This is a genomic window from Nonomuraea mesophila, from assembly GCF_004352805.1.
In the GTDB taxonomy this organism is placed as follows: Bacteria; Actinomycetota; Actinomycetes; order Streptosporangiales; family Streptosporangiaceae; genus Nonomuraea; species Nonomuraea longispora.
Genome location: NZ_SMLD01000180.1, coordinates 1 through 18,576, shown reverse-complemented (window position 1 = coordinate 18,576; position 18,576 = coordinate 1). Strand labels below are relative to the sequence as shown.

Annotated in this window: 17 protein-coding genes; 10 read left to right on the top strand and 7 right to left on the bottom strand. The window is 72.0% G+C overall.

Features of this window, described 5'->3' with window-relative positions; translation table 11 throughout:
• Positions 1–1,148, bottom strand: a 1,148-nt coding sequence (locus E1295_RS40360) for a serine/threonine-protein kinase (protein WP_181958118.1), incomplete at its 3' end; no start/stop codon positions are given.
• Positions 1,149–1,284: 136 nt separating this feature from the next.
• Here E1295_RS40360 and E1295_RS40355 point away from each other — a divergent pair.
• Positions 1,285–1,923: a GNAT family N-acetyltransferase gene (locus tag E1295_RS40355; RefSeq protein WP_132639315.1), complete on the top strand. Its 639-nt coding sequence runs from the start codon at positions 1,285–1,287 to the stop codon at positions 1,921–1,923.
• Between the two features lie 88 nt (positions 1,924–2,011).
• On the opposite strand, the gene E1295_RS40350 is transcribed toward E1295_RS40355, so the two are convergent.
• Together E1295_RS40350 and E1295_RS40345 are read right to left on the bottom strand one after the other, a co-directional pair.
• A complete protein-coding gene (locus tag E1295_RS40350; RefSeq protein WP_132639313.1) occupies positions 2,012–2,377 on the bottom strand; it encodes a darcynin family protein in 366 nt (121 codons plus the stop codon).
• A 38-nt stretch (positions 2,378–2,415) separates the two neighbouring features.
• Positions 2,416–2,925, bottom strand: a complete 510-nt coding sequence (locus E1295_RS40345; protein ID WP_220449135.1) for a Rossmann-fold NAD(P)-binding domain-containing protein — start codon at positions 2,923–2,925, stop codon at positions 2,416–2,418.
• Between the two features lie 13 nt (positions 2,926–2,938).
• Between E1295_RS40345 and E1295_RS40340 the strand changes: the two genes are divergently transcribed.
• Positions 2,939–3,712 (top strand): LysR substrate-binding domain-containing protein, encoded by a 774-nt coding sequence (locus tag E1295_RS40340; protein WP_220449134.1) that lies wholly within the window; start codon positions 2,939–2,941, stop codon positions 3,710–3,712.
• 99 nt (positions 3,713–3,811) lie between these two features.
• Here E1295_RS40340 and E1295_RS40335 read toward each other — a convergent pair whose 3' ends face one another.
• The 3 genes from E1295_RS40335 to E1295_RS40325 form a co-directional block, all read right to left on the bottom strand.
• On the bottom strand, positions 3,812–4,873 hold the full coding sequence (locus tag E1295_RS40335) for an NAD(P)-binding domain-containing protein (RefSeq protein WP_132639309.1): 1,062 nt from the start codon (positions 4,871–4,873) through the stop codon (positions 3,812–3,814).
• A gap of 292 nt (positions 4,874–5,165) precedes the next feature.
• Complete coding sequence (locus E1295_RS40330; protein WP_132639307.1) at positions 5,166–6,185, bottom strand: LacI family DNA-binding transcriptional regulator; 1,020 nt, start codon at positions 6,183–6,185, stop codon at positions 5,166–5,168.
• Positions 6,169–8,604, bottom strand: coding sequence for a glycoside hydrolase family 3 N-terminal domain-containing protein (locus tag E1295_RS40325; protein ID WP_132639305.1), 2,436 nt, complete (start codon positions 8,602–8,604; stop codon positions 6,169–6,171). Before E1295_RS40325 ends, E1295_RS40330 begins: the two co-directional genes overlap by 17 nt.
• A 537-nt stretch (positions 8,605–9,141) precedes the next feature.
• Between E1295_RS40325 and E1295_RS40320 the strand changes: the two genes are divergently transcribed.
• From E1295_RS40320 to E1295_RS40310, 3 genes are read left to right on the top strand one after another with little or no spacing between them, the layout of a single operon-like run.
• Positions 9,142–10,308, top strand: a complete 1,167-nt coding sequence (locus tag E1295_RS40320) for an extracellular solute-binding protein (RefSeq protein WP_246080938.1) — start codon at positions 9,142–9,144, stop codon at positions 10,306–10,308.
• A complete protein-coding gene (locus tag E1295_RS40315; RefSeq protein ID WP_425465390.1) occupies positions 10,305–11,216 on the top strand; it encodes a carbohydrate ABC transporter permease in 912 nt (303 codons plus the stop codon). The genes E1295_RS40320 and E1295_RS40315 overlap by 4 nt, the downstream gene beginning before the upstream one ends.
• A 3-nt stretch (positions 11,217–11,219) precedes the next feature.
• Positions 11,220–12,119, top strand: a complete 900-nt coding sequence (locus tag E1295_RS40310; RefSeq protein WP_132639301.1) for a carbohydrate ABC transporter permease — start codon at positions 11,220–11,222, stop codon at positions 12,117–12,119.
• Here E1295_RS40310 and E1295_RS40305 read toward each other — a convergent pair.
• The gene (locus tag E1295_RS40305; RefSeq protein WP_132639299.1) at positions 12,088–12,885 is read right to left on the bottom strand and encodes a phosphotransferase enzyme family protein; all 798 of its coding nucleotides are present in this window, start codon (positions 12,883–12,885) and stop codon (positions 12,088–12,090) included. The genes E1295_RS40310 and E1295_RS40305 overlap by 32 nt on opposite strands.
• 124 nt (positions 12,886–13,009) lie before the next feature.
• Here E1295_RS40305 and E1295_RS40300 point away from each other — a divergent pair, with 124 nt between their 5' ends.
• The 5 genes from E1295_RS40300 to E1295_RS40280 all read left to right on the top strand — a co-directional run bounded on the left by E1295_RS40300 (position 13,010) and on the right by E1295_RS40280 (position 18,414).
• Entirely contained in the window at positions 13,010–13,744 is a 735-nt protein-coding gene (locus E1295_RS40300) for a response regulator transcription factor (RefSeq protein ID WP_132639297.1), read from the top strand.
• Positions 13,741–15,237 carry a sensor histidine kinase gene (locus E1295_RS40295; protein ID WP_132639295.1) on the top strand — a complete coding sequence of 499 codons (1,497 nt, stop codon included), beginning with the start codon at positions 13,741–13,743 and terminating at the stop codon, positions 15,235–15,237. The genes E1295_RS40300 and E1295_RS40295 overlap by 4 nt, the downstream gene beginning before the upstream one ends.
• Before the next feature lie 100 nt (positions 15,238–15,337).
• The gene (locus tag E1295_RS40290) at positions 15,338–16,231 is read left to right on the top strand and encodes a polyphosphate polymerase domain-containing protein (protein WP_132639293.1); all 894 of its coding nucleotides are present in this window, start codon (positions 15,338–15,340) and stop codon (positions 16,229–16,231) included.
• Between the two features lie 3 nt (positions 16,232–16,234).
• Positions 16,235–16,912 carry a DUF4956 domain-containing protein gene (locus E1295_RS40285; protein WP_132639291.1) on the top strand — a complete coding sequence of 226 codons (678 nt, stop codon included), beginning with the start codon at positions 16,235–16,237 and terminating at the stop codon, positions 16,910–16,912.
• Positions 16,913–16,914: 2 nt separating this feature from the next.
• Positions 16,915–18,414, top strand: a complete 1,500-nt coding sequence (locus E1295_RS40280; protein ID WP_132639289.1) for a CotH kinase family protein — start codon at positions 16,915–16,917, stop codon at positions 18,412–18,414.
• The last annotated feature ends 162 nt before the right edge of the window (positions 18,415–18,576 follow it).

The following is an 18,576-nucleotide window of genomic DNA, read 5'->3' as shown; positions in this document are numbered from 1 at the left end:
AGGGCGGGCGGCGTCTCCCTGAGCGACAGGCTCGGCTCGGGCTCGGAATCCGAAGGGGTGGGCGCGGCGGACGTCGGGGATGCCGCCGTCGGCGTCGCGGGCGCGGACGCCGACGCGGGCGGCGGAAGGGCGGTGCCGCTCCTCGTGTCGGGCGGGTCGCTCAGGACCACGAACGCCGACACCACCGCGGCGGCCGTCACCAGCACCAGGCCGCCCGTCACCGCGAACTTCGTCGCGGGCGCCATCGTGGTCTGGAACAGGCTCGTGGAGCCTCCGTCGGCCGGCGGCTGCGGCCTGGGCAGCAGGGCGGTGAGCGGCACGGTCAGCAGGCCGAGGCCGGCCCGTCCCCGCCGCTCCCAGTCCTCCCCGTACGAGGCCAGCGCGACCCCCTCCAGCTCGGCCAGGAACGCCCGCGCCGACTCCGGCCTGGCCCCGGGGTCCTTGGCCAGGCCGTGCTCGACGATCGGCCGCAGCGGCTCGTCGACCTCCTCGACCGGCGGCGGGACGTGCTGGTGCTGGTAGGCCAGGGCGGCCACGGTGTCACCGTGGAAGGGGCGGTGGCCGGTCAGGCACTCGAAGAACACCAGTGTCGCGGCGTACACGTCGGTCGCCGGGCCCGCCGGGGCCTCCTGCCACTGCTCGGGCGCCATGTAGGAGGGGGTGCCGACGAGGTCGGCCGTCTCGCCGACGTGCGCGGCCACGCCGAAGTCGACGAGCTTGCTCTCGCCCTCCTCGGTGATCATGACGTTCTCGGGTTTGAAGTCCCGGTGCACGACGCCGCGCTCGTGAGCCTCGGCCAGGCCGAGCAGCGCTCCCTTCAGCACCACGAGCGCCGACTCCGCTCCGGTCGCGCCCTCGTGCTCCAGCAGCCGCCGGAGCGTGATGCCGTCGACCAGTTCCATCACGATGACGGCGTCGTCGCCGGCCTCGACGTAGTCCAGCACGCGGGCGGTGTGCGGGCTGTCGATCTCCTGGATGACCTGTGCCTCGGTCCTGAACCTGCCGGCGAACTCGGCGTCCTCGCGCAGCGGGTCGGACAGGTGTTTGATCGCGACGGCCAGCCCGTCGGAGTCGCGGACGGCGAGCATGACCCGCCCGGTCCCGCCGTGTCCGAGTTCCCGGATCTCGGTGTAGCCGGGAACTTCCATAGGGGACCTCCTGACCGGAAAAAGATCCTTATGTCAGGACGCTAACCCCCCGTAACATCGCGTGTCGACCCTCTTCGCCCCCAGGGACCGGCCCCCTGCCGCAATCGATATATTTCCTCCTCCATATAGTAGTTTTGTGGCGATCGACGATCATCTGCGCGAGTGGCTCGGCGTCTGGCCGCCCACGCAAGAGCTCCAGGTCACCGGATCGCGGCGGCGCACCCTGCCCGGGTGGGACGGCCAGATCTACCCGGCGCTCGGCGTACGCTCCCCGGACCGCGGAGTCCTGTCGGTGCCGCCCGAGCACGTGGAGCGCGTGGCCGCCGCACGCACGATGGCGGAGGTGCCCAAGATCGTCGGGTACGCCGAACGCGGCTGGTTCGAAGCCGTCTTCCGGTGGAGCACCCGCCCGGCCCCGCTGGAGGACGCCGGGCAGTGGCTGCCCGCGACCGCCCCGGAGGTGCCCGCATGGTTGCACCCCTTCGGCGGCGAGGTCCTGGTGGCCACCGACCCCCGCACGGGCGAGCACCTGGCGGGGGTGGGGATCAAACGGCACGACGCGTACGGGCACGAGCTGTCGGTGGTGACGGCCCCGGCGGCGCGCGGACGCGGGCTGGCCAGACGGCTCGTCGCGCAGGCCGCCCGGCGGGTGCTGGACGAAGGGGCGGTGCCGACGTACCTGCACGCCTTCGGCAACGACGCGTCGGCGGCCGTCGCGCAGGCGGCGGGCTTCCCGGCCCGGGGCTGGACGGCCTTCGGCATCGCCGAACGGTGACCTCGACGGGGCCGGCGCCACGCGCGAGCGCCTTGGTCGCCGTCCCCCCGGCGGTGTCCGTCGCGACACGACCGTGCGGTCCCGGGGGTCAGGTGCTGATGGTGGCGACGGGGTCGGCGTCGTAGGTGCGGGCATAGCCGTCCTCGGTACCGACGAGGATGTCGGCGACCTCGAAGTAGCGGTCCCAGAACGGGGTCTCGCGAAGCGCGTCGATGAGGAGCCGGTAGGCGTGGTGATCATCCGCCTCCCAGACCCAGACGTCGGTGACCCGCGCGGAGTAGAACCCGGTGTCGTAGAAGCGTGATCGCACGCCGGCGGTTCTCGCCTCGATCGTGGGGACGACCTGGGTGGTGAAGGCGTCGATCCGCTCCGGGACGGTCAGCGCGAGCCACTCGGGCGTGGTCTTGACGAGCATGAACGCGGTGACCGGCGGTTCGGTGTCCTCGATGGGCATGATGGATGTCTCCCGGGTGGTCGTGGCGGTGCAGGGCTTCAGGACAGGACGGCGGGCTTGAGGGTCTCGGCGCACCACTGCTCGAACGTGGTCGGTCCGGTGGTGTCCGGGGTGCGTGCGACACCGGCGTCGAGGCCCTCGTTCTTGGCCCGCTTCATGTCGACGATGCCCTGCACGAACGCCTCGTCGAGGCCGTGGCCCACGAGGTCGGCGCGCAGCTCGCCGAGCGGCCGGTGTTCGTAGCGGACGGGGCGGCCGAGCTGCTCGGTCATGATGCGGGCGAGGTCGTCGGGCGACAGGTCCCGCGGGCCGAGGACCGGGACGCTGCCGGCGTCGCTCCACGAACGGTCCAGCAACAGGCCGGCGGCGACGGCCGCGATGTCGGCGACGGCGACCAGGGGCGCCTTGCGGTCGGCGTCCACGGCGTCGGAGAAGACGCCCTCGTCGCGGATCGAGGCGGCCTCCTCCAGGAGGTTCTCGAAGAAGGACGGGCAGGCCAGGGCCCGGTAGGCGACACCGGCGCCGGCCAGGAGGTCGTCCATCGCCAAGGACCCGCTCCTGGTGCGGGCCGGACAGACCATGGTCCCCACTCCCCGCGCCCTGGCCCTGCGCGACGAAGCCGCCGCGGTGGTACGCCGCCTCGATGCGCTGCTCAGCCCCGGCGGCGACACCGACCTCAGCACCCTGCGCACCACCTTCACCCTCCAGGCCGCCGACCTGGTCGGTGCGGCGCTCGCTCCCGGGCTGCTGCGCCGGGCCGGGCAGGAGGCGCCGGGCATCTCGTTCAGGATCCTGGCGGAGGAACTGGAGGCCGGTCCGGCCCTGCGCGACGGCCGGATCGATCTGGAGGTCGGATCCATCGACCACGTGGACCCGGAGACCCAAGTCGAAGAGCTGGTCACGCTCCGGATGATGGCGGCCGTCCGTCCGGGCCACCCCCTCGCCGGGGAGCCGCTGACCCTGGTGCGGCTCGCCGCCGCCGAACATGTCGTGGTCAGCCGGCGAGGCCGGTTCACCGGCCCGCTCGACACCGCCCTGGCCGAGCGGAACCTGCACCGGCGGGTCACCGCCGTCCTCCCCAGCCACTTGGCGGCGATGGCTCTGGCGGCCGGCGGCGACGTCGTCTGCCTGGTCCCCGCCGCGCTCCCCGGCAGCCCAGAATCGCCTCTCACCCGCACCGCCACCGCCCTCGGGCTGCGGCTTCTCGACATCTCCCTGCCGCTGCCGCCCCTGACCATCGGCATGGCGTGGCACCCCCGCCAGGCGGCTGACGGAGCCCACCGCTGGCTCCGCGACGCCGTGCGGCGCACACTCCACGCGCCCGAGGCGACCTGACGTGATCTCACAGGTACGGTGCCGGTCGGGCTTTCTCGCGGCGCCCGGTTGTTGCGGTACCGGCGCCGTACGTCCCCGTGGTGCGCCGGGCCTCAGAGGTCAGGCTGCGGGGCGGGCCCGGGTGGTGGCGAGGTGGCGGCGGACGTTGCGGGCGGCCGTGCGGCCGGCGCGGTTGGCGCCGATCGTGCTCGCGGACGGACCGTAGCCCACGAGCTGGAGCGCGGGCTCCCTGACCACCTGCGTCCCGTCCATCATGATGCCGCCGCCCGGCTCCCTGAGCCGCAGGGGCGCGAGGTGGTCGAGGGCCGAGCGGAAGCCGGTGGCCCAGATGATGGTGTCGGCCTCGAGCGTACGCCCGTCGTCCCAGGCGACACCGTGCTCGGTGATGCGGTCGAACATCGGCAGCCGGTCGAGCGCCCCCTTTTCGAGCGCCTCGCGCACGACCGGGGTGTAGGGCAGGCCGGTGACGCCCACCACGCTCTGCGGCGGCAGGCCGGCGCGTACGCGTTCCTCGACCATGGCCACGACCTCCCGCCTGGCGTCCTCGTCGAAGTCGTCCCTGAACAGGGGCGGGCGGCGGGTGAACCAGGCCGTAGTGGCGGCGACCCCGGCGATCTCCGACAGCACGTGCATCGCCGAGGCGCCGCCGCCCACGACGGCGACGTGCCGGCCGGCGAACTCCCCGGGCCCGCGATAGCCCACGTAGTGGAGCGCCCGGCCGCGGAAGCCGGCGGCTCCCGGATAGTACGGCCAGTAAGGCCGCGTCCACGTGCCGGTCGCGTTGACCACGGCCCTGGCCGCCCACTCCCCCGCGTCCGTCGCGACCACGAGCCGGCCGCCGTCACCATGGCGTACGGACGCGACCCTGACCGGCCGCAGCACCTCCAGCCCCTGCTCGCGCTCGTAGTCCGCGTAGTAGCCGGGCACCACCTCGGCGGCCGGCCCGTGACCCGCGGCGTCGAGGGGGCGGCGCAGGCCGGGCAGGTCGAAGATGCCGTGCACCTTGTCCATGGTCAGCGTGGGCGACCGGTGCCGCCACGCTCCGCCCGGCCCTTGGGCCGAGTCGAGCACGACCGGCTCGAACCCGTGCCGGCGCAGGAAGTACGCGCTGGACAGTCCGGCCTGCCCGGCGCCGATGACCACGACCTCGCTGTCCTCCACACCTGGAGACAACCGATTCCACCCCCACGATCTTCCCGCGGCCTGGGTCCATGATGTTGCGCAGCACCACGAAGGACACGCTGGGCGTCCGGCCGGCGCTCGTGACGGAATGGCCCGCGCCTGGGCCCGGCGACCATCAGGACGTACGCGAGCGCAGCGCCGCACGCGCTCACGGGTGCGCGCCGGCGGTCCGGGCGCGGTCGGCGGTCCGGCGGGTCGACGGTCCCGGGAGTCGGCAGTCCCGGAGAGCCGGCGGTTCCGGGGAGCCGGCGGCCCCGGGGGCGGTCGGTGGTCAGGGGAGGGCGGCCGGGGCCGTGGAGCCCCGGACCACGAGGCCGGTGGCGAGTTCGACGTGGTGGGAGTCGATCTTCTCTCCCGCCGCCAGGCGCAGCGCCGTGCGGAGGGCCACGCCGCCCATCTCGCGCAGCGGCTGGCGGACGGTGGTGAGCGGCGGTGAGGCCATCTGGGCGATCTGGGTGTCGTCGAACCCCACGATGCTGAGGTCTTCGGGGATGCGCAGGCCGCGCCCCCGGGCTGCCTCCATGATGCCGAGCGCCGTCTCGTCGCTGGCCGCGAAGATCGCCGTCGGGGCGCGCGGCAGGCCGAGCACGGCCGCGCCGCCCGTCACGCCGTCGTGGTAGCGGAAGTGCCCGGTCTGGACGTAGCCGGGCAGCACGGGCGCACCTTCGGCTTCCATGGCGGCGCGGTAGCCGTGCAGCCGGGCCTGGTTGCAGGCCGCGGCGGCGGGGCCTCCGACGTAGGCGATGCGCCGGTGACCGAGCGAGAGCAGGTGCTGGGTGGCGGCCAGGCCGCCGGCGAAGTTGGTCGACCCGATGCTGGTCACGCGGGTGCGCGGCAGGTTGAGCGGGTCGATGAGGACGAGCGGCAGCCGGGCCTTGGCCAGGGCGGCGAGCTGGCCGGTGGTCAGCTCGCTGGTGACCGCGATCAGCGCCCGGCGGCCGGCGGCGACCAGGCCGCGGGCCCAGGCGGCGGTGCGGTCGGCACGCCGGATGCTGACCACGACGCCCACGCCGGCCTCCCCGGCGGCGGCCACGGCCCCCTGGATGATCTCGGTCGAGTAGGCGTTCAGGTCGGCGTCGAACTGCAGCTCGACGCTGCCCAGCCCGGTCACCTCGGCGCGGCGCGGGGTGGGGGCGACGTAGTCGTGCTGCCGCAGCAGCGCCTCCACCAGCGAGCGGGTCGCGGGGGCGACGTCGCTGCGTCCGTTGAGCACTTTCGACACGGTGGCGACCGACACGCCCGCCGAGGCGGCGACGGTCGCGAGCGTCGCCCGCCTAGGACTGGCCGGCATCTCCACCCCCTTGCCCGGCGCCGCCGGGGCCGACGTCAACGGGTGTCACGAGCCGCCGGCCAGGGCCGGGACGGCGCAGCGGCCCGGTCAGGCGTACGACGCCGCGGCACGGCAGGTCGGCGGCCGAGGTGCCGACGAGCACCTCGATGTCGCCCGGCTCGACAATCCTGCGCAGGTCGCGGCCGGTGAAGGCGGTGCGGTCGGCGTGCACGTGGAAGCGCACGCCGGTGCTCTCCCCCGGCTCCAGCCGTACGCGCGCGAACCCGGCCAGCTGCCGCACCGGCCTGGTCACCTGGGCGACGAGGTCGTGCAGGTAGAGCTGGACGACCTCCTCGCCGGCCCGGCCGCCGGTGTTGCGGACGGTCACCGACACGCTGAACTCTCCGTCGGTGGGCACCTCGGTGTCGCTGATCGCGAGGTCGCCGACCTCGAAACCGGTGTAGGAGGCGCCGTGCCCGAAGGGGAACAGCGGGGTCGGGTCGAGGTTGCTGATGCCCTCGCTGGCGGTGCCCAGCGGCGGCTGCAGGTAGGTGCCCGGCTGGCCGCCGTGCCCGCGCGGGATCTGCACGGGCAGCCGTCCCACGGGCTGGACTCGTCCGGACAGGACGCCGGCGATCGCCGCCGCGCCCTCCTCGCCGGGCATGAACGCCTGGACGAGCGCGGCGGACGCGGCGTGCACCTCGCCCAGCGCGTACGGGCGGCCCGAGACCACGACCACGACGACCGGCGTGCCGGTGGCGGCCAGTTCGGCCAGCAGGTCGGCCTGCACGCCGGGCAGCCGCAGGTCGTCGGCGTCGCAGCCCTCGCCCGACGTGCCGTGGCCGAACAGCCCCGCCAGGTCGCCCACGACGGCGACGCACAGGTCGGACGCCCGCGCGGCGGCCACCGCGGCGGCGAAACCGGAGCGGTCGTCGCCGCGCACGTCGCATCCGGGCTCGTGACGGATCTCGGCGCCGCGCAGTTCCTCGCGCAGCGCGTCGAGCACGGTGGGGGCCTCGATGCCGAGCCCGAGGCCGGGATGGCGGGGCAGGACGTGGTTGGGGAAGGCGTAGCAGCCCATGAACGTGCGCGGGTCGTGCGCGGCGGGGCCGACGACGGCGACGCTGCGCGGGCCCTGACGGCCCTCGCCGAGCAGCGGCAGGACGTCCCCGCCGTCCAGCAGCACGATCGAGCGCTCGGCCAGCTCCCTGGCCAGGGCGCGATTGCCGGGCGAGTCGAGGTCTACGCCCTCGGCGGCGGCGACCGAACGTTCGGGGGTCCAGTCGTGGTCGAGCAGGCCGAGCTCGACCTTGTGGGTGAGCAGGCGGCGGGCGGCCCGGTCGATCACGGACTCGGGCAGCTCTCCGCTCCTGACCCGCTCGGCGAGTCGCTGGCCGAAGCCGAGCGTGTCGGGCAGCTCGACGTCGACGCCGGCGGTGAGGGCCTGCATGCCGGCCTCGACCGTGTCGGCGGCCACCTGGTGCATGGTGGCCAGGAACGGGACCGCCCAGTAGTCGGAGACGACGGTGCCGGTGAACCCCCACTCGTCGCGCAGCAGTTCGGTCAGCAGCCAGGGGTCGGCTCCGGCGGGCACGCCGTCGACGTCGGAGTAGGAGTTCATCACCGAACGGGCGCCGCCGAGCGTGACGGCCGTCTCGAACGGCGGCAGGATCATGTCCATCAGCTCGCGGCGGCCCATCGGCACGGGACCGTGGTTGCGGGCCGCCCGCGAGGCGGAGTAACCGGCGAAGTGTTTGAGCGTGGCGATGACGCCGGTGCTCTGGAGGCCGCGGACGTAGGCGGTGCCGAGCATCGCGACGAGGTACGGGTCCTCTCCCATCGTCTCCTCGACCCGTCCCCACCGGTAGTCGCGTACGACGTCGAGCACAGGCGACAGGCCCTGGTGCACGCCCAGCGCGGCCATGTCGCGCCCGATGGCCTCGGCCATCCGCTCGACCAGGCCGGGATCGAAGGTGGCCGCCCAGGCGATGGCCGCGGGGTAGACGGTCGCGCCGTAGCTGGTGAAGCCTGTCAGGCATTCCTCGTGGACGATCGCGGGGATGCCGAGCCTGGAGCTTTCGACGACCGCCCGCTGCAGCCGGACCACCTCGGCGGCGCCCTCGGCCGTGGTGACGGGGGCGCTGCCGTAGACGCGGGTCAGGTGGCCGAGCCCGTGACGGACGGACTCCTCCAGCGGGACGGAGCCTGAGGCGGCGAAGACGTCCTGCATGGGTGCGACGTTCGGGGACTCGGCGCCGGGCTCGGGCTTCTCGGGCTCCGGCATGTCGTTGCCGATCCACCGGCTGCCGAGCTGGCCGATCTTCTCCTCCAGGGTCAGCTCCGCGAGGAGGGCGTCGACTCGGTCGGCGACGGGAAGCGCCGGGTCCTGCCACGGACGGAGAGCCCGGTCCGCCTCAGGTGTCCGATCTAGAGCCGTCATTGCTGCTCTCCTCAAGAAGTGCGTTTGTGTCGGTGACCTTTCGAAATATTTCGAGGATCGCCGACGGTCTTGGCGCGGATTTCCGAAGGCCGGTGGACCAGGGATAGCCCGCGCCAAAGTACTGTACACGGGCCTTGGCCGGACCGTAATCTGTTCGCTCCGTGGCGGGTCTTGACACACCATTGGCCGAAATCTAGATTGGCGAACCCCGCGGTCATGTCGAAAATGTTTCGGAGAGCTGACTCAAGGAGGAGTGGAGCAGTGGCGTCCGCAGGACGCCGATCCACGACCGCCGGCCACCGCATCCGATGACCAACGAGCCGCGGCCAGAGACCGCGACGTTCGAGTACGGAGATCCCCGTGGAGCCAAGGACAACGTCTCGCCGCACTTTCCTCAGCCTCTCCATGGGCCTGCCCCTGGGAGCCGCGCTTGCCGCCTGTGGCAGCTCGGGCCCGAGCAGGCCCGGCACCCCCAGTGGTGGTGGCGGTGGCGGCGGCGCTACTTATTGGTATCTGTCGACGCAGCCCCAGGAGGGCGTGCGCACCAGAACCGTCGAACGCTTCAACAAGGCCAACCCCAACGGTCAGATCGCGGGGACGACCTTCCAGAACGACGCGTTCAAGACCAAGATCAAGACAGCCATCGGCGCGGGCCAGGCGCCCACGCTGATCTGGGGCTGGGGCGGCGGCACGCTGCGCAGCTACGTCCAGGCGGGCCAGGTCGACGACCTCACCTCGTGGTTCGACGAGAACGCCGCGCTCAAGGACAGACTGTTCCCCTCCTCCTTCGGCGCCGCCACGATCGACGACAAGATCTACGCGATGCCCTGCGAGACGATGCAGCCGATCGTCCTCTACTACGACAAGCGGGCCTTCGACAAGATCGGCGCGCAGCCGCCCCAGACGTGGGGCGACATCATGGACCTGGTGCCCAAGTTCAACGCCCAGGGCATCGCGCCGTTCGCGCTCGGCGGCCAGTCGCGCTGGACCAACATGATGTGGCTGGAGTTCCTCTTCGACCGCCTGGGCGGCCCCGAGGTGTTCCAGGCCGTGTTCGACGCCGAGAAGGACGCCTGGAACAACCCGGTCGCCATCGACGCCCTGGGCAAGATGCAGGAGCTGATCAAGGCCGACGGGTTCATCAAGGGCTTCTCCTCGATCACCGCCGACTCCAACGCCGACCAGGCGCTGCTCTACACCGGTAAGGCCGCGATGATGCTGCACGGCGGCTGGACGTACGGCAGCATGAAGGGGGACGGCGGCGACTTCGTCTCCGGCGGCAACCTCGGCTACATGAACTTCCCGCCGATCGACGGCGGCAAGGGCGACCCGAGCAACACCGTCGGCAACCCCGGCCAGTACATGTCGATCTCCTCCAAGGCGACGCCCGAGGAGAAGGAGATCGCCAAGAAGTTCTTCGCCACCGAACTGATGGGCGACCAGGCGGTCAAGGAGTGGGTCGCGACGGGCGCGGTGCCGATCGTCAAGGGCGCCGACAAGGAGTTCGCCAACTCCGAGGACGCCGAGTTCCTCAACTTCGTCTACAACATCGCCGTCAACGCCAAGACGTTCGCGCAGTCGTGGGACCAGGCGCTCAGCCCGACGGCCGCCGAGGTGCTGCTGGACAACATCGCCAAGTTGTTCCAGCTGTCGATCTCTCCGAAGGAGTTCGCCACCAACATGAACGCGGTCATCGGCAAGTGAGCGCGCTCGCGACCTCCGCCACGGCCCCCAAGCGGAAGGGCCGTGGCGGCTCGCTCGCGTGGATGTCCATGCCCGCGCTGGTGGTCTTCACCGGGTTCGGGCTGATCCCGCTGATCGGGGTACTCGTACTCAGCTTCACCTCGTGGGACGGACTTGGCGACATCCACTTCGCGGGCGTCGAGAGCTGGGCGACCGTGCTCGCCGACCCGGGGCTGCCTCACGCGCTGTGGGTGACCTTCCTCGTGATGGCCATGTCCTGGGCGGTGCAGACACCGGCCAGCATCCTGCTGGGCACGTTCCTCGCCAACCACCACCGCTACCGCGCTGTCCTGTCCGTGGTGTACTTCATCCCGCTGCTGCTCAGCTCCGCGGCCATCGCCATCGCCTACAAGGCGCTGCTCGACCCGAACTTCGGGCTCGGCGCCGGGCTGCAGATCCCGCTGCTCGTGCAGGACTGGCTCGGCGATCCGTACCTCGCGTTCGGCGTGGTGATCTTCGTGGTGTCCTGGCAGTTCATCCCGTTCCACTCCCTGATCTACCAGGGCGGCGTACGCCAGATCCCGCGCTCGATGTACGAGGCCGCCGAACTCGACGGCGCCGGCCGGGTGCGCAAGTTCTTCAGCATCACCCTGCCGCAGCTGAAGTACACGATCATCACGTCCTCGACGCTCATGGTCGTCGGGTCGCTGACCTTCTTCGACCTGATCTTCGTGCTGACCGCGGGCGGGCCGGGAGACGCCACGAGGGTGCTCGCCCTCGACATGTACGTGCGCGGATGGCAGGCCAGCCAGATGGGCCTGGCCAGCGTGATCGCGGTCATCCTCGTGCTCGTGGGGCTCGTGCTGGCGCTGGTGCTGCGCCGGCTCGGCGGCCGCGACGCGAGCCACAGCCAGCTCGAAGGGGCCTAGAACATGGCGTCCACGCTCACCACGAAGCCCGAGGTCATGGAGGGCGGGCCCCAGCCGCGGCACCGGCGCCGCAACCGGCCCAGGGGCCGGCCCAACTGGCTGGCGGGACTGGTCTCCTGGCTCTGGCTGGCGGTCGTGGTCGTGCCGATCTACTGGATCGTCATCACCAGCTTCAAGTCGCAGAGCAACTACTACGCCGAGAACCCGCTCGTGCCGCCCGGCGAGCCCACGCTGGCCAACTATGTGATGGTCATCGAGTCGGACTTCCCGCTGTACTTCGTCAACAGCGTCATCGTCACGCTGGGCGCGGTCGTTCCCGCGGTGCTCATCTCCTTCATGGCGTCGTACGCGATCATCCGGGCCGGCAAGCGCAGCCGGTTCCTGCGGTTGACGAACTCGCTCTTCCTCATGGGGCTGGCCATCCCGCTGCAGGCCACGATCATCCCCGTCTACCTGATCATCATCCGGCTGCACCTGTACGACTCGCTGCTGGGGATGATCCTGCCGTCGATCGCGTTCGCGATCCCCCTGTCGGTGCTGGTGTTGTCGAACTTCATCCGCGACGTGCCCAAGGAGCTGTTCGACTCGATGCGCCTCGACGGCGCGACCGAGACGGCGATGCTCTGGCGGCTGGCGTTCCCGCTGACGCGGCCGGCCGTGGTGACGGTGACGGTCTACAACGCGCTGACGATCTGGAACGGGTTCCTGCTGCCGCTGGTCCTCACGCAGAGCCCCGACAAGCGCACGCTGCCGCTGGCGCTCTGGTCGTTCCAGGGCCAGTACAGCATCAACGTGCCCGCGGTGCTGGCGTCCGTGGTGCTGACCACGCTGCCCATCCTGATCCTCTACATCGTGGGCCGCCGCCAGCTGCTCAGTGGCCTGACCGTGGGCTTCGGCAAGTGAGCGCACGCCGCAGCACGGCTTCGTGCCGCGTCAGATGGGCGACGTCGCACTCGTAGAGGACGTCGTCGCCGCGGGCGACGTGCCCGGCGAAGGCCTCGTCGCCCGCGGCTGCCCGCTCGTGCATGTGACGGACCAGGTGCTCCAGCCGGGCTCGGGCCGTCTCGACGAGCGCGCCGCAGTCCTCCTCGCCCAGCGCGTACGCGCCGGCGAACAGGCTCAGCCGCCGGGTCTGCTCCCCGACCGGGCGGCCGTCGGCGTGCTGGGGGTCGGTCAGCGGCACGAACCGGTAGGCGGCGTAGGCAACGTCCCAGACGCGCGGGCCCGGGTGGGCGGTGTCGAAGTCGATGAACGCCACCGGCAGCCCCTCGCGGAACACGCAGTTGTACGTGGCCACGTCGCCGTGGCAGATCACCTCGGCCGGGCTCACCGCGGGGAAGTACCACTCGGCTCCGGGCGGGGCCTCGAAACCGGCGGTGGCGTCGTGGTAGCGGCGCAGCAGCTCACCGGCGGCGACCAGGGCGTCGTCGGACCGCGCCCAGCCGGGCAGCGGATAGTCGGCCGTCCGGCCCGGCACGAAGTCGAGGATCTCGCGGCCCTTCCCGTCGATGCCGTGGCTTCTCGGCGCCCCGGCGAACCCGCGGGCCGCCAGATGGCCGAGCAGGGCGTGCACGGCCGGCGTCCAGGGGCCCGTCGGCCTGCGTACGGTCTCGCCGGCCCTGACCACGTGGTTGACGCCGCCTCCTGCCAGCACCTCTTCGTCGGCCACCACACCCCCTGATCACCACCGGCCCGGCGCCCAGTGTGGCACGCGGCGCGCATACCGGGCACGCGAATATCCGGCCTACGCTGCTCACACACAACTCCCAGGCAGAGCGGATACAACAGCCCGCATGGACGCACCGATCCCCCGCCCCGCCGGCGACCCCGTGGTCCTGGTGGTCGACGACGAGCCCAACATCCGTGAGCTGCTCAGGGACGCCCTGGAGCTGAACGGCTTCGCTGTGCGTACGGCCGCCTCGGGCACGCAGGCGCTGGCGCACGTCGGCGAGGAGCGTCCCGACCTGATCGTGCTGGACGTGATGCTGCCCGATCTCAACGGCTTCACGGTGGCGCAGAGGTTGCGGCCGGACGGCGGCGGGCCGCCGGTGTTGTTCCTGACGGCGCGCGACACCGTGGCCGACCGGATCGCGGGGCTGACGGCGGGCGGCGACGACTACGTCACCAAGCCGTTCAGCCTGGAGGAGGTGGTGCTGCGCATCCGCGCCATCCTGCGCCGTACGAGTCCTCGCGAGCAGGCGCACGACGACGGGCTGCTCCGCTACGCCGACCTGGAGCTGGACGAGGAGACCCACGTCGTACGGCGGGCCGGGCGGCACGTGCACCTGTCGCCGACGGAGTTCGCCCTGCTGCGCTACCTGATGATCAACGCGGAGCGGGTCGTCAGCAAGCCGCAGATCCTCGACCGGGTGTGGGAGCACGGTTTCGGCACCGACAGCCGGATCGTGGAGTCCTACATCAGCTACCTGCGCCGCAAGATCGACGTGGTGGGCCCGCCGCTGATCCACACGTTGCGCGGCGTCGGCTACTCGCTGCGCGACCAGAGCCTGCTGGACCGCGGCCGATGAGGCCGTTCGCGCGGGCCTGGCCGCTGCGCCACCGGCTGCTGGCCGCCCTGCTGGGGTTGTCGGCGGCGGCGCTGACGGTGTTCGCGACGGCGGGGATGATCCTGCTCGACCGCTCGCTGCTGTCCCGGGTGGACACACAGCTCACCGCCTTCGCGGCCACGGTGGGCAAAGGACGGCCGCCGCCGCCTCTCGTGCGGCCGCCGCGCCGGGGTGAGGTGGAGCTGCCCAGCCAGTACCGGGTGGACTTCCACCTGCCGTCGGGAGCGTCCGTCCGCGCGGGCCCCCGCCCCGACGACGGACCGGACGTCCCCGCGGCCACCATCGCCGCCGTCCCCCCGCGCCCTTTCACCGTGCCCAGCAGGTCGGGGGGCGCCGACTGGCGCGCGCTCGTGGTGGCCCTCCCCGACGGCAACCGCGCGGTGGTGTCGATGTCGCTGGAGGCGGCCAGGAGCACCGTACGGGAGCTGCTGGTCATCGAGGTGGCGGCGGGCGCGCTGGTGCTGGTGCTCCTGGGCGCCGTGGCGCTGGCCGTCGTACGGCTCGGGCTGCGCCCGCTGACCCGGATGGAACGCACCGCCACCGCGATCGCGGGGGGCGAGCTCGACCGGCGGGTGGCCGACAGCGACCCGCGCACGGAGACCGGGCGGCTGGGGCACGCGCTCAACATCATGCTCGGGCGTCTCAGCGAGGCCCTGCGCCAGCGCGAACGCTCGGAGCAGCGGCTGCGCCACTTCCTCGCCGACGCCTCGCACGAGCTGCGCACGCCGCTGACGTCCATCCGGGGCTTCGCCGAGCTGTACCGGCACGGTGACCGCGAGCCGGATCCCGCCGTGGCGCGCATCCTGAGCCGCATCGAGGGTGAGGCCGAGCGGATGGGCGTGCTGGTGGAGGACCTGCTGCTGCTGGCGCGGCTGGACCAGGAACGGGCGCTCGACCTGACGGAGGTCGACCTGCACGTCGTCGTGGGCGACGTGGTGCACGGTGCGCGGGCCCGCGCACCGGAACGGCCCATCGAGCTGGTCCTGGACGAGCGGCCGGTACGGGTGACGGGCGACGAGCACCGCCTGCACCAGGTGGTCGCCAACCTGGTCGGCAACGCCGTGGCCCACACCCCGGCGGGCACGGCGGTCCGGGTGACCGTCGGCGAGGCCGGAGGCGGCACCACGAACGCGGGCGCGTGGGCCGGGGTCCGGGTGAGAGGGGCGGCGGCGGTCATCGAGGTGCGCGACGCCGGGCCGGGCATCGCGGCGCAACATCTGCCGCACGTCTTCGACCGCTTCTACCGGGCCGACGCCGCTCGTTCCCGCGACAGCGGCGGCACCGGCCTGGGGCTGGCCATCGCGGCGGCGCTGGTCGAGGCGCACGGCGGCCGCATCGAGGCCTACAGCGGCGACGGCACCACCTTCCGCGTCATCCTGCCGGTCCAGGGGCCGGTCGAAGGGCCGGTCGAAGGGCCGGCCGAGCAGCCGGTCCAGGGGCCGGAGAGCGTCTGACGCGGGCCACGGCACGCGGGTTCATCGTCCGGTGCGACGGGGTTCACACACTATTCCCAGGTTGTTGCTGTCCCCTATGGGCTGACACGAAGGGAGAGACATGCTGCGAGGATTCCGCAGGCGCCCCGTCCCCGCGCGCCGGCCCGAGGTCCCGGCGGCCGTTGCCCCCGGTGAGGCGGGACACGCGCTGCGCGCCCCCAGCCGGCTGCACGCGTTCAACCGGTACGAGATCAAGTATCTCGTCGACGCCGCCGTCGCCCGCGAGTTGCGCGACGAGATGGACACCGTGCTCGACCGCGACCAGCACAGCGGCGACGCGGGCTACGGCGTCTGGAGCGTCTACTACGACACCCGCCGGCTGCGCTTCTACTGGGAGAAGATCGAGGGCCTCAGGTTCCGCAGGAAACTGCGCATCCGCCATTACGGCGACCGCTTCACGGTGACCGGCGAGACCCCGGTCCATGTCGAGATCAAGCAGCGGGTCAACCGGGTCACGCAGAAGCGCCGGGTGCGCCTGCCGTACCGGGAGGCTCTGCGCCTGTGCGACGGGCGGGAGCAGGTGGGACACGAGCCGTCCGAGCGGGGCTTCCTGGAGGAGGTGCTCGACCTGGTCAGCCGGCTCGACCTGCGCGCCACCGCGATGACCGGCTACCAGCGGCACGCCTACGTGGGGCGGGGCGCGGACGTGGGCCTGCGGGTCACCTTCGACCAGCGCGTACGCGGCCGCGACCGGGACTTCCACCTGGGCGCGGACGCCGCGAACCGGTTCATCGTCCCGCCCGGAAAAACGATCATGGAGGTCAAGGCGAACGAGCGCGTCCCCTACTGGCTCACCGACCTGACCGCCGAGCGGAACCTGCAGGTGGTGCGGCTCTCGAAGTACTGCCAGAGCGTGGAGGCGCATGGGCTCGCGCCACGCTCGATCTTCCACATCCCCGGCCACGACCTGGACCCCGGACTCTCGTCGGCCCTGACCGCCCGCGTGGAGGCATGACCCATGGACTTCTCCTTCCAGGACCTGTCCGGCACGTTCAGCGTGGCCGACATCGCGATCGCGATGTCGCTGTCGTTCGTGCTCAGCGCCATGATCGGCTGGGTGTACCGGGCGACGCACCGCAACGTCTCCTACAGCCAGTCCTACGTCCAGACGCTCGTGATCCTCGGCATGCTGATCTCGCTGATCATGCTGGTCGTCGGCTCGAACATCGCCCGCGCCTTCGCCCTGGTGGGCGCCCTGTCGGTGGTACGGTTCCGCAACGCCATCAAGGAGACCAGGGACGTCGGGTTCATTTTCCTGGTGATGGGGGTCGGCATGGCCGTCGGCACCCGCTTCTACCTGCTGGCCGTGGTGGCCGCCGTGGCGATCTCGCTGATCATCATGATCATGAGCAGGTTCAACTGGTTCCAGCTGAACGTGCGCCGCCAGGTCGTCAAGGTGCAGGTGCCCTCGGACGAGGACTACACGCACGCCGTCCAGGACGTCCTCGTCCGGTACACCGACGAGTTCGAGCTGGTCAGCATGGAGTCGATCAGGGCGGGCGCGCTGACCGAACTGATGTACACCGTCCGGATCAAGAAGGGCAGCGAGCCCGCCGACCTCATCGCCGGGCTGCGCGAGCGCAACCACGGCCAGTCGGTCACCGTGCTCACCGGCTACGACCAGAGCGACCTGTAGCCGTGGCCCGTCTCAGACACCGCATCCCCGTCAGGCTCCGGCACCACTGGAGGCTCGTGGCGGCGTGCGTGGCGTTCCTGGCCGCCTGTTACGGCGTCCTCGGCAGCGGCACCGTCCGCCCGTACGTCACCAGCGTGCGGACCGCCTCGGCCGGCGGCGTCGTCGTCCGGGACCTCGCCGGGTCCAGGGAACTGTTCGACGCCGCCGCGCCGCACGAGGTCGCGCTCACCTTCCGGGACGAGAGCTACCAGGACATGCTGGCGGAGTACTTCAAGGACGGCGACAAGAAGTACGTCGAGGCCGACCTGACCATCGACGGGACCACGATCCCGAGCGTGGGCATCCGGCTCAAGGGCAACTCGACCCTGCGCGGGCTGACGCGGGATGGGCAGACCCGGCCCCGCGCCACCACCGCCCGCGAGAACCCGCCGGAGGGTGTCCGCGCACCCGGCGGCGAGCCACCCGAGGGCGGCAAGCCGCCACAGGACGGACCCCGGCGTGGCGGGCGCGGCGGGGTGTTGAAGGCCGAGGAGCCGGAGAACCTGCCGTGGCTGATCAGCTTCGACGAGTTCGTCGAGGGCCGTCGCTACCAGGGCCACTCCCAGCTGGCCGTGCGTCCCGCCATGGGGTCGGCGGCCGTGCTCAACGAGGCCGTGGCGATCGCCCTGGTCGCCGCTGCCGGCGAGCCCTCCCAGCGGTCGGCCTACACCTCCTTCTCCGTCAACGGCCGGCGCTCGGCTCCCCGCCTCCTCGTCGAATATCTGGACGAGGGGTACGCCGAGCGGCTCGGCGACGGCGTGCTCTACAAGTCGCTCGCCTCGGGGAGCTTCACCTACCAGGGCGAGGACCAGACCGCGTACGTCGACGACTTCAAGCAGGTCAACCAGGTGGGCCTGCGCGACCTGCAACCGGTCATCGACCTGGTCAGGTGGGTGGAGCAGGCCTCGGACGAGGAGTTCGCGTCAGGGCTGGCCGAGCGGCTGGACGTCGTGTCGTTCGCCCGCTACGCGGCCCTGCAGAACATCCTGCTGAACCACGACGACATGGCGGGCCCCGGCCACAACTACTACCTCTGGTACGACCTGGCTACGGAGCGGTTCAGGGTGATCAGCTGGGACATGAACCTCGCGCTGCGAGGGGATGCCACAGCCGGCCCGCACGACGTCGTCGGCATGAGGCGCCCCCGCGGCCGCGCCGTCCAGCCCGGAGCGGGCGAGCGGCCGCAGCAGCAGGGCCGCCCGCCGGACACGCGGGGCGGGCCGCGCGGCGGCCACGCGCTGAAGGAGAGGTTCCTCAAGGACGCCGGTTTCAAGGAGCTCTATGAGCGGGAGCACGCGGCCCTCACCCGCGACCTGCTGGCCGCCGGCACCGCCACGACCCTGCTGGACCAGGCGCTCAAGGCGTACGGCCTGAACGCGGGCGCCGACCGGGCCAGGGCGGCCGAGGAGGCGGCCGGCCTGCGCGCCACGTTGGAGACCCGCGCCGAGTCGCTGGCGAGCTGATCAGCGGCGGGAGCGGAACGCCACAGCCGTCGTCGAGGTGATGGCGGTCACCAGCACGACGGTGAGCAGGACGCCGCCCAGGGGGTTCGCCCGGCGGCCCGGCAGCGGGAGGGGACGCCGGCCGGCCCGCACCGACGCGGACGGCGTGGGGCTGGGCGAAGG